Source organism: Streptomyces sp. CNH287, assembly GCF_000424825.1.
Window position 1 is genome coordinate 13,679 of record NZ_KE384252.1, and the last position, 12,729, is coordinate 26,407.

Here is a 12,729-nt window from a genome sequence, read left to right on the forward strand (position 1 = left end):
TTCCTGCGGTGACCGCCATGTCGCGGTGCGGGTGCGGCGGGCACGGGATGTGCCGCCACGGCTCATGGTGCCATCACCTCGTGCGGGGCCGACACACCGAGAGCCCTTCGGTCAGGGCTCGATCAGCCCGACGCGGATGGCGTAGCGGGTCAGTTCGAGGCGGTCGCGCATGCCCAGCTTCTGAAGCATGTTCGCCCGGTGCCGTTCGACCGTCTTGGCGCTGATGTGGAGGGTGACGGCGATCTCCTTGGAGGAGTGCCCCTCGGCGACGAGCTTGAGGATCTCCTCCTCGCGGGCGGTGAGCACCCGCTCCGGTACGTCCTCGCCCCTCCGTACGCGCTCGAGGTAGTTGCGGATCAGCGCCGTGACCGCCCCCGGGTAGAGGAACGGCTCCCCGCGCATCGCGGCCCGGCACGCCTCCACCAGGTCTCGGTCGGCCACCGACTTGAGCACGTAGCCGGAGGCGCCGGACTTGAGCGCCTCGAAGAAGTACTGCTCGTTGTCGTACATGGTGAGCATGAGGATGCGCAGCCCGGGCCGCAGCCGGGCCAGCTCGCGGGCGGCCTGGAGGCCGGTCATGCGCGGCATCGCCACGTCGAGGACCGCCAGGTCGATGTCGTGGGTGCGGGCCTTCTCGACGGCCTCGGCGCCGTCGCCGGCCTCGGTGACGACGTGGAGATCGGGCTCGCCGTCCAGGATGAGACGTACGCCCCGGCGTACCAGGGCGTGGTCGTCGGCCAGGAGGATGCGGGTCCTGTCGGTAGCGGGCACGGGTTATGCCTCCCCCTCAAGGGCCGGGACGGCGAGGGAGACCTCGGTACCGCCGCCGGGGGCCGGTCCGACGTTCAGGTCGCCGCCGATGAGCAGGGCCCGCTCGCGCATGCCGCGGATGCCGGCGCCCTCGGGGGAGTCGCCGAGGCCGCGGCCGTCGTCCCGGATGCGGAGCTTCATCGCCCGGCCGTCGCGCAGTAGCTCGACGTCCACGCGGGAGGCGTCGGCGTGCCGGGCGACGTTGGTCAGGCCCTCCTGCGCGACGCGGTAGAGGACCAGTTCCGCGTCCTGGCCCACCCCGAGCAGCCGGGGTGCGAAGCGGCGGTGCACCAGGAGCCCGGTGTGTGCGGAGAAGTCGGTGGTCAGCGCGGTCAGGGCGCTGGCCAGGCCGAGGTCCTCCAGGACGCCGGGCCGGAGCCTGCGGGCCAGGCGCCGGACCTCCTCCAGGCTCTCGCGGGTGGTCTCCTGGGCCTGGCGCAGGTCGCCGCGCAGCGGTTCGGGGGCGCGGTCGGCCGTCCGTTTGAGTTCGAGCAGGACGGCGGTCATGCTCTGGCCCACCTCGTCGTGCAGTTCCTGGGCGATCCGGCGGCGTTCCGCCTCCTGGGCGGAGAGGGCGCGTGCGGTACTGGTGGCGCGCTCCTGCTCCAGCCGGTCGAGCATCTCGTTGAAGGTGCGGATCAGGGCGGCCACGTCGCCGTGCCCGGTGACGGCGAGCCGGTGGCCGGGGCGCAGCAGGTCCACGGTGGTCATGCGCCGCGTGACGCGGTCCAGCGGGGCGAGGCCGACGCGCAGCAGGGCGCCGTTCGCCACGAGCATCACTCCCAGCCCGCCGACCAGGACGACGGCCTCGGTGAGCAGGATGGGCACCGAGACGGTCACCGGCGCCCACAGGAGCACGGCCGTGGCCCCGCCCAGGACCAGCGCGTTGAGCCCGAAGATCCGCCAGAACAGGGACACGGTGTGCGGGGCCTCCTCGATCGTCCGCCACCCTCCACTATGGGCCACCGCCCTGCCGGGGTGCGGTGCCGGTCCCGGCTCGGCGGCGGCCGGCGGGGGCTGGTACCGGCCGAAGATGGGTGCCGGCACGGATGGCGCCCCAGGGGCGCGCCGGTGCACGCTTGGCAGCCGACCGCGAGGAGGTCCCGCGATGCACCTCGACGTCCCCCGCCCCACGCGAGGCGTACGCCCCGGCGGACCGGCCCCGGCCGAGGCCGGGGCCGCCCGGCCGCCGTATGCCCCGGGACGCCGCAGCCGGTACGGGCCGCGTACCGCTGAGGCGGCGGGCGTGCGGGCGGCGAAGGACGCGGGGCTCGGCCGGGAGGCGCTGGCCTCGCTGCGCGCCGGGCTGGAGGAGCAGCGGCGGTTCCGGCTGGACCAGCTGCGCGAGTGGGGGCAGGCGGCGCAGGACCGGTCCGTACGGGAGCGGGAGCGGGCGGCGGTGGGTCAGGCGGAGGTGCACATCCGGCTCGTGGCGTCCGCGCGGATGGTGCTCGCAGAGGTGGACGCGGCGCTGGAGCGGATGGAGCGCGGGCGGTACGGCGGCTGCCAGTCGTGCGGGCGGGCCATCGGGCGGGAGCGGCTGGAGGTCGTGCCGCAGGCCCGCTCTTGCGGCCGGTGTCAGCGCGCGCGGGAGGCGGGGCCGTGACCGGAGGGGGGTGACCGGTGCGGCGGGGATGCCGCACCGGTCACCCGTCGGCCTGCTCGGGCCCGGGCCCGGGCTCCGGGCGGGACGGGTCCGGGGCTTCCGGTCAGCGCATGCCTGCGGGCCAGATCTCGCCGACCCACTCGGGGTGGTCCACGAACGGGTTCCGGTTGTGCTGGAACTGCTCGTATATGACCTCGTTGCGGTTCTTCTCGAAGTCGTCCGGCGGGTCCTGGAGGTGCCACTGCGACAGCACGGAGAGCCGCCCCATGTACGGGGCCGATCCGTTGCCGACGTCGTCGTTGACCTCGAGGTCGGCGAAGGCGCCGCCCTCGTAGCGCACCGCCATGTAGAAGATCATCCGCGCGACGTCGCCCTTGACCTCGTCGCGCGGCTCGAAGGAGTCCTCGTCGGTACGGCTGCCGGGCGCCTCGTCGACCTCGGAGCCGCCGGCGTCGAAGTCCTTGTTGCCGCGGGTGCTGTTGACCGTCACGTCGGTGGGGCGCAGGTGGTGGACGTCGGTGCCCGGGCCGGGCGCGGTGCCGAAGTCGCCGTGGGACTTCGCCCAGACGTGCTCGCGGTTCCAGTCGTCGGCGTCGCCGCCGTTGCGGTCCGCGCTGCGCGACTCCCCGCTGTAGAGCAGGATGACGCTCCCGGCGTCGGCCGGGTCCTTGTCGGTGGCCTTCAGCGCGTCCCAGACCTGGTCGTAGGAGAGCGTCGTCTGCTCGCTGATGATGCGGTTCAGCGCGTCCTTGAGTTCCTGGCCGGTCTTGCCCTCGGCGTCCTTGTAGTACGCGTCGTCGTAGGTGCCGCGGGCGGGGGGTGCGGCGGTGTCCGCGGCGGCTGCCGGGAGCTGCGCCGTGCCGCCTGCGGCCAGGGCGCAGACGGCCAGTACGGCCAGGGTCGTGCGGCGGTTGAGGCGAGGGACGAGCATGTGGGGGGGGTCCTCTCCCGTAAGTCCCGCGTCTGCGCGCCGCACTCCGGGCGCTACGCGGGTAGATGGTGATCGGTACCCAGCATTCTTCCCCAGTCATGCACACCTCAACATGAAGATCGTGCGTCCGTTCGGTGCCCACTCGGCACACAACCCCGGCGCCGAGCAACGGAGATCACCCGGCGGCACGCCGTACGGCCGCGCCACCCCGCCCAGTCCGCCAAACCCGGGCACAACCGGCGGCGCCCGCAGGGGAGTTGCGCGGCAGTCGGCAAACATCGGTGAAATCTAAACAATCCTCCGCCGCCGGTATGGACACCACGACAACGCCTCACTACTTTGCCATTAGGTCTAGACCAACTGATGCGCATCGCAGACGCTCTCCGTCCCCACCCCCCAGGAGCAGAACATGCGAGAAATATCGAGGACGGCCGCAACTGGCCTCGACACAGAACAGAACAGAGCAATCATCCTCGGCCTCTTCCGCATCGTCGTCGGACTGCTGTTCGCCTGCCGTGGCGCGGCAACCCTGTTCGACGTCCTCGGCGGCCCCAAGACCGGCACCGTCCCCGACTTCGGTGCCTGGCCGGGCTGGTGGGCCGCAGCGATCCAGATCATCGGCGGCGCCATGGTCATGGTCGGGCTCGGCACCCGGAGCGCGGCCGTCATCTGCTCGGGCTCGATGGCCTACGCGTACTTCACCAAGCACCAGGCCGACGCGCTCTTCCCGCTCGAGAACGCGGGCGAGGCGGCCGTGATGTTCTGCTGGGCGTTCCTGATCGTGGCGGCGTTCGGCCACGGCCGCTTCGCCCTGGACACCCCGTGCGCCCGCTACCGCTCCCGCACGACGGCATCGCCCGAGACCCGGCGCGGCACCCGGGTCGACCAGCACTGACGGACACCACCCACCCCGCGCCCCGACGCGGTCCGAGCACCAGAACGAGAGGAATCTGTCTGCAAATCACCCAATTGCCTCTTTATTCCGTACGATACTTTCTGTGATGGTGGAACAGCTCATGGTGAACGTCCCTCACCTCAGGAGTGGCCATGGTCCTGTCCATCTCGGGTGTCGTACTGCTCGGCATCATCGCCTTCCTGTTCTTCCGCAAGGACGGACTGAAGCTCTCGCACGCCCTGGTCTGTTCCCTCTTCGGGTTCTTCCTGGCGGGGACGGCGATCGCGCCGAGTATCAAGGCCGGCAGCGAGAGCTTCGCCGGCCTGCTCGGAGGCATCCAGCTCTAGCGTCTGCCGTGTGGACCGCGCCGGGTAAGGCCCCAGGCCCCGCGAGCCCGGCACGATCCACACGGCAGGCCCCAGGTCCCTGACGGGACGAAGGAGGTTTCAGCGTGGGCCTGCGAGCGCTGCCCGGCGCACTCAGACGGGGCGACGGCGGTGCGCAGGCCGCGCGCCGGGGCCGCCCCGCGCAGCCGGGCGCGGCCGGCGTGCTGGACGTGCTCCGGCCGCTGGTCGCCATCGGCCGCGGCCTCGCCCGGCTCGCCGCGGCGGCGCGGGGCCGCTGGGCGGGCACCCCCAAGGAACGGCGCGGCCCGCTCCTGTGCCTGGTCGCGGCCGTCCTGCTCACCCTGTGGCTGATGCCCTACGGGCCGCCCCTGGCCGCGGTGGCGCTGGCGGTCGCCGCGGGCTGGCACGGCCGCGACCGCACCCCGGCCGAGACGGGCCCGGGCCGGCAGGAGCAGGCGCGGCTCCAGGCCCTCTACGAGGCGCTCGTGCCGTACTTCGCGCTGCCGCAGGACCCCAGCCCGCATCCCCTGTACGCGCACGACGGCGAATGGACCCGCTCCTTCGAGGAGTTCGCGTTCGGCGCGTCGGGCCGCCTGGTGCGGCTGCGGCTGCGCTATCCGGCCTACTTCCGGGACGGCGAGGCCCCGGAGCGGCTGCGTGTGGAGCAGTTGCTGTGCGCCAAGGCGGGCCGGGGCCGCGAGTACCGGTTCCACTGGGACGAGGAGTCCAACCGGCTGGAGCTGACGGTGCCGCCCCCGCTGCCGACCGACATCTGCGCCCAGCCCTTCGTGACCGGCCCCGGCGAGACGGTGCTCGGCTTCACCGACCCCTCCGAGGTGCACCGCACGCTGCCGGTCGTCAACGGCGCGGGCTCACGGGACGTGCCCCCGGTGGTGTGGCGTACGGGACCGCGCTCGACGGAACCGCACCTGCTGGCACTGGGCGACCCCGGCAGCGGTGTCAGCACCCTGCTGCGCTCGGTCCTGCTCCAGGCACTGCGGCACGGCGACGCTCTCGTGGTGGACGCCGGCGGCTCGGGCGAGTTCGGGTGCCTGGCGGGGCGGCGCGGCGTGCTGGCGGTGGAGACGTCACCGGCGGGCGCGCTGGCCTCGCTGGAGTGGGCCGCGCGGGAGACGGAGCGGCGGCTGCTGGCGGCGAGCACCGCGCGCCAGGCGGGGCGGCCCGTACCCGAGGACGCGCGGCGGCCGTTGTGGCTGGTCGTCGACCGGCCCTCGGTGCTGAGCCAGCTGGCGCGGGCCGAGGGCCGGGCCGATCCGCAGGAGCTGCTGGAGATCCCGCTGCGGCACGGCCGGGCCGCGCAGGTGACGGTCACGGTGGCGGAGCAGTTGGAGAGCGCGGACGGTCTCCTCCAGGCGGTGCGCGCCCACACCCGCGCGCGGGTGGTGCTCGGCGCCGTGCCGCACGAGCGGGTGCGCGCCGTGCTGGGCGAGTCGCCGCCTACGACGCCCGTGCCCGACCCGCCGCCGGGGCGGGGGTACGCCCGGCTCGGCGGCGGCCCGGTGCTGCGGCTCCAGGTCCCTGCCACCCCCGATCCGCACGACGAGGCGACGAGCGAGGGCCAGCGGCAGGCGGTGCTCGCGCTGCTGCCGGAGCGCTCCGGCGCGCCGCGGGCCACGTAGCCGCGCGGCCTCACGCCACGTAGCTGCGCGGGGTGTCGGCGAAGGTGGCGGAGCCGGTGCGTACCAGGTCCGCGGCGTCGGCCAGCCGGGCCGCGGCCTCTGCGGCCAGTGGCCCGGCCAGTGTGAAGGGCAGCCGGACGAATGCCTCGAAGGCGCCGTCGACGCCGAACCGGGTGCCCGCCGGGACGCGCACCCCGGCCCGCTCCCCCGCCTGTGCGATCCGCGATCCGGAGAGCCCGCCGGTGCGCACCCACAGGGTGAGCCCGCCCGAGGGGACGGTGAACTCCCACTCGGGCAGGCGGTGGCGCAGCGCCGCCACGAGCGCGTCGCGGTTCTCCCGGGCGCGCACGCGGCGTGCCGCGACGGCCTCCTGCCAGCTGCCGTCCGTCAGCAGTCCGGCGACGGCGAGCTGTTCGAGTACGGGGCTGCCGAGGTCGGCGTAGGCGCGGGCGGCTACCAGGCGGCGGATCATCTCGGGCGCGGCGCGCACCCAGCCGATGCGGAGGCCGGCCCAGATGCTCTTGCTGGCGGAGCCGACGGTGACCACCGTGGAGCCGCCGGGGTCGAAGGCGGCCATCGGGGCGGGCAGCCGGAGTCCGGGCTCGAGGGGGAGGTCCGCCATGGTCTCGTCGGCGATGAGCACGGTGCCCGAGGCACGCGCGGCGGTGACCAGTCCGCGGCGCTGCTCCTCGTCCGCCAGCGCCCCGGTGGGGTTGTGGAAGTCGGCGACGACGTATCCCAGGCGGGGCGCGGAGTCGCGCAGCACCTGGCGCCAGGCGGGCAGGTCCCAGCCGGTGAGCCCCTCCCCCATGGCCACCGGGACGAGGCGGGCGCCGGTCTGGCGCAGCAGTTCGAGGATGTTCGCGTACGAGGGGTGCTCGACCGCCACGCGTTCGCCCCGGGTGGCGAAGAGGCGGCACAGGGCGGCGACGGCGCCCATGGCACCGGTGGCGATCATGATCTGCTCGGGCATGGTCGGGACGCCGCGGGCGGTGTAGCGCTCCGCGACCGCGGCGCGCAACGCGGGCAGCCCGGCGGGGTAGTCGCCGTGCGTACGGCTGTAGGGCGGCAGTTCCGCCAGGGCCCCTTCGAAGGCGCGGGTCAGGTGGGGCTCGGGGGCGGGCAGGGCCGCGCAGCCCAGGTCGATCATGGTGTCGGCGGCTTCCGGCGGCAGGGGTTCGAGGCCGCCGGTGGGCAGCGGGCCGCCGTCGGGTACGGCCGTCCAGCTGCCGGCGCCGCGCCGGGAGACCAGGAAGCCGTCGGCCCGCAGCGCCTCGAAGGCGGCGGCGACCGTCGTACGGGAGAGGGACAGGGCGGCGGCCAGTTCGCGTTCGGCGGGCAGCCGGGCGGCGACCGGGACGCGGCCTTCCAGGACGAGCAGGCGGATGCCGTCGGCGAGTGAGCGGTAGGCCGGGGCCCGCCGGGGCCCGCCGGTGGCGGAAGCGGCGGTGCGCGGGAGCGTCGCTGTCCGCAGCGCGTGGCCGGCGCCTGCGCCGCCGGGCCGCGCCGCGCTCCCCGGGTGCTGGGTGCCGAGGAGGCGGGCGAGCTGCCGGGCGCCGACCACTGCTGTCCACTGAGCCATCGGGTCAGTCCACCTTCCGCGAATTGGCCATGGAACTGGCCTGAATATGACCACCAGACTGCCATGCGGCAGTCCACACCACGAAGCGGGGGTTACTTTTGTCCAGTTTGCAGGGCTCCGGAGCCAGGGAGCCGCGGCCTGGTGCCTCCGGCTCACGCCTCACTCGCCGTCTGGTGCAGCTGTACGTCGGGCTCGTGCTCTACGGAGCGAGCGCGGCGCTCATGGTGCGGGCCGACCTCGGGCTCGACCCGTGGGACGTGCTGCACCAGGGCATCTCCCGGCACTCCGGGATGTCCATCGGCCTCGTCTCGGTGATCGTGGGGGCGGTGGTCCTGCTGCTGTGGGTCCCCATGCGCCAGCGTCCGGGCCTGGGGACGGTCTCGAACGTCTTCGTCGTCGGCCTGTCGATGGACGCCGCCTTGTGGCTGCTGCCCGAGCCCGAGGTGCTGGGGGTGCGGATTCCGCTGCTGGTGGGCGCCGTGGTGCTCAACGGGGTGGCGACCGGCCTGTACATCTCGGCACGCTTCGGAGCGGGCCCGCGCGACGGGCTGATGACCGGTCTGCACGGCCTGACCGGCCGGTCGATCCGGCTGGTGCGCACGTGCGTCGAGATCGCGGTGCTGGTCGCGGGCATCGCACTGGGCGGCTCCGTGGGGGTGGGCACCGTGCTGTACGCGCTGGCGATCGGCCCCTTGGCGCAGTTCTTCCTGCGCGTGTTCGCGGTGCCCGCCCCGCCGGACGCGGCCTCCTCCGTGGTGGCCCGCTCGGCACGGAACGGGGCCGGTCAGGAGCCGGACTCCGCGGGCTCCGCACCCGGCCCGGAGGGCGCGTCCGGCGGAGTACCGGGCGGTCCCGGCTCAGACCGGATTTAGAACCTGCGGCGCGGGGCCGGTAGTGTACGCCTGCGACTCGCCGGATGGACCGCTACGGAGCGCCAGAGGGGCGCGAACACGGGGTGACATCTCCTGTCAGATGTGACAAACCAGGCGCCGGTGGGTAACAAGGAGGGGCGGCACGACGGGCGACGCATGTCCCACTACGGGAATCTTCACCGCCGACCGGACGTTGACCGGATGACGACGACAGCGACACCTGTCCTGTGGGCGACAAGCCCGGGAGGCACGATTCATGAGTGAGCGAGCTCTGCGCGGCACGCGACTCGTGGTGACCAGCTACGAGACCGACCGCGGTATCGACCTGGCACCACGCCAGGCCGTGGAGTACGCATGCCAGAACGGCCATCGATTTGAGATGCCGTTCTCGGTTGAGGCCGAGATTCCGCCGGAGTGGGAGTGCAAGGTATGCGGCGCACAGGCCCTCCTGGTGGATGGCGAGGGGCCGGAGGAGAAGAAGGGTAAGCCCGCGCGTACACACTGGGACATGCTCATGGAGCGACGGACCCGAGAGGAGCTTGAGGAAGTGCTGGCCGAACGGCTGGCGGTACTCCGCTCGGGGACGATGAACATCGCGGTGCATCCGCGCGACAGCAAGCGCAAGTCCGCCTAGCGGCGAGGCTCAGCGAGTTGTCAGGGCCGGCGCCCGGAAGAGCGCCGGCGGAGGCCCGGGGCCGCCGTGTGGCGGTGCCGGGCTTCGCCATGTCCGCTGCCCCGCTCACCTCCGCCCGCCGCGTCCGCGGGCCGGGCGAGGCCGATGGGCCGCCGGGCAGCGGGCGGGGCGGTCAGGGGCAGGCCGGCGGCCGACGCGCGGGCGCCTCAGCCGGCGGGCGGCTCGTCCTCGCGGATGACCTCGCCCTGTACGACCTTGCCGTTTGGCCGGTGCATGCGGGTCCGCTCGCCGGCGCTGCGCGCCTGCCGGACCGCCTCCCCCAGCTCCCCCCGGGTCAGCAGCCGCTCCGCGCCGCGCCGCAGCAGCGCGGCGGTGGGCGGGAAGAGGCACACCAGTGCGAGCGCGTCCGAGACGAGCCCGGGGATGATCAGCAGGAGCCCGCCGAGCATGGCGAAGGCGTTGCCGCCGCTGCGCCCCGCGCTCGTGCCGCCGCCCGCCCCGGCGGTGCCGCCCGGAGCACCCTGCTGGAGCGTCTCGGAGAGGTTGCGCCAGGCACGACGCCCGGCACGCTTGATCGCCACCGAACCGAGGACGAAGCCCGCGACGAGCAGCGCCAGGACGGTCAGCCCGCCCGCGGCGTCCGCCACCAGCATCAGCAGCCAGATCTCCAGCACGGCCCAGGCCGCGATCCCCAGAGGCACGAAGGTACGCGCGCGCGAGCGGCGCGGACGGGGCCGCGAGCCGTGCGGGGTGCCCGTCGGCCGGTCGTTCCCGGGCGGGGGCTCGTAGGGGTACGGTGCGCCGTTGCTCATGTCATCAAGTGTGCCTGCGGCCGAGAAGTTTGCGCACCCGGCCCTCCACGCCCCACGCAGTGACCCGCCAGAGCGCCTCGGCCAGGATGTCGTTACTCATCTTGGAGTCGCCGCGCTCGCGCTCCACGAAGGTGATGGGGACCTCGACGACGTGGTATCCGGCGCGCACCGCCCGGTGGGCCAGGTCGACCTGGAAGCAGTAGCCCTGAGAGGCGACGGCGTCCATGCCCAGACCCTCCAGGGTCTCCTTGCGGAAGGCGCGGTAGCCGCCCGTGACGTCCCGCAGCGGCACGTCCAGCAGGGCGCGCGAGTACATGCTGCCGCCACGCGAGATGTACTCGCGGTGCTTGGGCCAGTTCACCACCCGCCCGCCGGGTACCCAGCGGGAGCCGAGCACCAGGTCGGCGCCGCGCAGCGCGGTGAGCAGCCGGGGCAGCTCCTCCGGCTGGTGGGAGCCGTCGGCGTCCATCTCGACCAGCGTGCCGTAGCCGTGGTCGATGCCCCAGCGGAAGCCCGCCAGATACGCGGCGCCGAGCCCTTCCTTGCCCTTGCGGTGCAGGACCTGGACCTGCTCGTCCTCGGCCGCGAGCTCATCGGCCAGCTTGCCGGTGCCGTCGGGGCTGTTGTCGTCCGCGACCAGTACGTGGGCCTCGGGCACCGCGGCGCGCACCCGCTCGACCACCGGCCTCACGTTCTCGGCCTCGTTGTACGTCGGGATGATGACCAGCACCGTGCCGAGCGGCCCGTACTGCCGCTGTTCTCCGCCGTGAGTCACTGCCGCTGCCCCTCTGCCTGGCCCTCTTCGCCGCGCGTCCGGCGGCCGAGGACCCAGGCCCCGGCGCAGGACAGGACACCCGCGAGCGCGAGTACCCATTCCGGAGCGGCGCCCACGCGGTCGGCGATGGTGGTGTCGTCGCGCAGGGGAAGCTTAGCGGTGAGCACGTCCCGCGTGAATTCCTCGGTCTGCTGGAGGACGGTGCCGTCCGGGGCGACCACGGCGCTGATGCCGCTGGTCGCGGCGGTGACGACGGAGCGGCCGTGCTCGACGGCCCGCAGCTTGGACATCACCAGCTGCTGTTCGGGCTGCCCGGTCCGCCCGTAGGTGGCGTTGTTGGTCTGGATGACCAGCGCGCGGGCGCCGTCGTTGACGGTGTCGCGGACGATCTCGTCGTACGCCACCTCGAAGCAGATGACGTCGCCCAGCTTGGCGGGGCCGACCTGGAGGACCCCCGCGCGGTCACCGGGGTAGAAGTCGCGCGGTACCCGCTGGAGCCGGGTGATGACCTTGCTGAGCTGGTCGCGGAAGGGCACGTACTCGCCGAAGGGCACCGGGTGCTGCTTGGTGTACGAGGCGCCGGGGCCGGTCTGCGGGTCCCAGACGATGCCCTGGTTCTCGACGTACCCCTCCTTGGTGGGGTGGTCGACCAGCGCACCGACCAGGACGGGGACGCCGATGGCGCGTACCGCCTCGTCGATCCGGGCTCTGGCCTCCGCATGCTGGTGCGGGTCCAGATCGGAGGCGTTCTCGGGCCAGATGACCAGGTCGGGCTGCGGCTTCCGGCCCGCCTTGACGTCGGCGGCGAGGTCGAGCGTCGCCTCGACGTGGTTGTTGAGGATCTTCATGGGACGGCCCAGGAAGTCCATGCCGGGCTTCTCCACGTTGCCCTGCACGACGGCGATGTCGACGGTGTCCGCAGCGGCCGTGGGCACCGGGACGAAGGTTCCGGCGCCGATGACGGCCGCGGCCAGCGCCACGGTGCTCAGCACCGGCACGGCGTTCGCGCGCGAGGCCAGGACGGCGCGGCGCAGCCGCCAGACGGCGAGCGCCGCCGCACCCAGCAGCGCGCCCGCGAGGGCCACTGCGAAGGTGACCAGCGGTGCGCCGCCGAGGGCTGCGAGCGGCGTGAGGGGAGAGCCCGCGTTGGCGAAGGCGAGGCGGCCCCAGGGGAAGCCGCCGAACGGCACCCGGTCGCGGGCCCATTCCTCGGCGACCCACAGGCAGCCCGCCCACAGCGGCCACGCGGGGAGCCGGGAGGTGACGGCCAGCCCGGCGCCGAGCAGGCATACGAAGAGGGCCTGGATGACGCTGAGGCCGAACGTCGCGTCCCAGCCGACCACACGGAGCCACTTGAGGAGGAAGAGGAAGAACGCCAGGCCGAAGGCGAATCCGCTCCAGGCGCCCTGGCGGGCGGTGCGCCCGTGGGTGAGCAGGCTGAGAGCGGCGACCCCGGCCAGGGAGAGCGGCCAGACGCCGACCGGCGGGAAGGCCAGGGCGAGGCCGATCCCGGCGGCGACGGCCAGCGCGGTGCGCGGTGCCTCGCGGCGGATCAGGTCCGCCGTGCGGCGGGCGCGCCCCGGGCGCGTGTCACCGGTGGTGCCGCCTCGGCCGGGCTCGGTGCCGGATATGGCGTCCTCGCCTTCCGCCGCCGGGCTCTCGGGTCCTTCCCGCCCGCCCGGCTCGTCCGGCCCGCGAGGGGTGTCCTGACTGCCGGAGGCGCCGTCGGCGGAGCGGTGCGCGCGACTGTCCGGAGGGTCGGCGGCCGGGCCGCCGGGAGCGGGTACGGCGGTGGTGTCAGGGCCCGATGGCACGGTCGGCCTTC

General features: G+C 73.8%; 13 protein-coding genes. 6 read left to right on the plus strand and 7 right to left on the minus strand.

The window, feature by feature from the left end; translation table 11 throughout:
* Nucleotides 1-111: 111 nt before the first annotated feature.
* Nucleotides 112-771, minus strand: a complete 660-nt coding sequence (locus tag H299_RS0127490) for a response regulator transcription factor (protein WP_027751036.1) — start codon at nucleotides 769-771, stop codon at nucleotides 112-114.
* A 3-nt stretch (nucleotides 772-774) separates the two neighbouring features.
* Entirely contained in the window at nucleotides 775-1,728 is a 954-nt protein-coding gene (locus H299_RS0127495; protein ID WP_027751037.1) for a HAMP domain-containing sensor histidine kinase, read from the minus strand.
* Between the two features lie 190 nt (nucleotides 1,729-1,918).
* Here H299_RS0127495 and H299_RS0127500 point away from each other — a divergent pair, with 190 nt between their 5' ends.
* Complete coding sequence (locus H299_RS0127500) at nucleotides 1,919-2,416, plus strand: TraR/DksA family transcriptional regulator (RefSeq protein ID WP_486587457.1); 498 nt, start codon at nucleotides 1,919-1,921, stop codon at nucleotides 2,414-2,416.
* Nucleotides 2,417-2,519: 103 nt separating this feature from the next.
* On the opposite strand, the gene H299_RS0127505 is transcribed toward H299_RS0127500, so the two are convergent.
* On the minus strand, nucleotides 2,520-3,347 hold the full coding sequence (locus tag H299_RS0127505) for an endonuclease (protein ID WP_027751039.1): 828 nt from the start codon (nucleotides 3,345-3,347) through the stop codon (nucleotides 2,520-2,522).
* A gap of 409 nt (nucleotides 3,348-3,756) precedes the next feature.
* Between H299_RS0127505 and H299_RS36625 the strand changes: the two genes are divergently transcribed.
* The 3 genes from H299_RS36625 to H299_RS36630 all read left to right on the plus strand — a co-directional run bounded on the left by H299_RS36625 (nucleotide 3,757) and on the right by H299_RS36630 (nucleotide 6,229).
* A complete protein-coding gene (locus H299_RS36625; protein WP_051262923.1) occupies nucleotides 3,757-4,242 on the plus strand; it encodes a DoxX family protein in 486 nt (161 codons plus the stop codon).
* A gap of 152 nt (nucleotides 4,243-4,394) precedes the next feature.
* Nucleotides 4,395-4,589 (plus strand): hypothetical protein, encoded by a 195-nt coding sequence (locus H299_RS0127515; RefSeq protein WP_027751040.1) that lies wholly within the window; start codon nucleotides 4,395-4,397, stop codon nucleotides 4,587-4,589.
* A gap of 104 nt (nucleotides 4,590-4,693) precedes the next feature.
* Nucleotides 4,694-6,229: a hypothetical protein gene (locus tag H299_RS36630; protein WP_106965881.1), complete on the plus strand. Its 1,536-nt coding sequence runs from the start codon at nucleotides 4,694-4,696 to the stop codon at nucleotides 6,227-6,229.
* A 10-nt stretch (nucleotides 6,230-6,239) separates the two neighbouring features.
* Here H299_RS36630 and yczR read toward each other — a convergent pair whose 3' ends face one another.
* Complete coding sequence (gene yczR / locus H299_RS0127525; protein WP_027751041.1) at nucleotides 6,240-7,811, minus strand: MocR-like transcription factor YczR; 1,572 nt, start codon at nucleotides 7,809-7,811, stop codon at nucleotides 6,240-6,242.
* Between the two features lie 173 nt (nucleotides 7,812-7,984).
* Here yczR and yczE point away from each other — a divergent pair, with 173 nt between their 5' ends.
* Both yczE and H299_RS0127535 read left to right on the plus strand, forming a co-directional pair.
* Entirely contained in the window at nucleotides 7,985-8,683 is a 699-nt protein-coding gene (gene yczE / locus H299_RS36635) for a membrane protein YczE (protein ID WP_486587458.1), read from the plus strand.
* 256 nt (nucleotides 8,684-8,939) lie between these two features.
* Entirely contained in the window at nucleotides 8,940-9,317 is a 378-nt protein-coding gene (locus H299_RS0127535; protein WP_027751042.1) for an RNA polymerase-binding protein RbpA, read from the plus strand.
* 206 nt (nucleotides 9,318-9,523) lie between these two features.
* On the opposite strand, the gene fxsA is transcribed toward H299_RS0127535, so the two are convergent.
* Genes fxsA through lnt form a run of 3 tightly spaced genes read right to left on the minus strand, consistent with a single transcriptional unit; the run spans nucleotide 9,524 to nucleotide 12,718 of the window.
* On the minus strand, nucleotides 9,524-10,129 hold the full coding sequence (gene fxsA, locus H299_RS36640) for an FxsA family membrane protein (RefSeq protein WP_037761080.1): 606 nt from the start codon (nucleotides 10,127-10,129) through the stop codon (nucleotides 9,524-9,526).
* A gap of 4 nt (nucleotides 10,130-10,133) precedes the next feature.
* Entirely contained in the window at nucleotides 10,134-10,904 is a 771-nt protein-coding gene (locus H299_RS0127545) for a polyprenol monophosphomannose synthase (protein ID WP_027751043.1), read from the minus strand.
* Complete coding sequence (lnt, locus tag H299_RS36645; protein ID WP_037761082.1) at nucleotides 10,901-12,718, minus strand: apolipoprotein N-acyltransferase; 1,818 nt, start codon at nucleotides 12,716-12,718, stop codon at nucleotides 10,901-10,903. The genes H299_RS0127545 and lnt overlap by 4 nt, the downstream gene beginning before the upstream one ends.
* Between the last annotated feature and the right edge of the window lie 11 nt (nucleotides 12,719-12,729).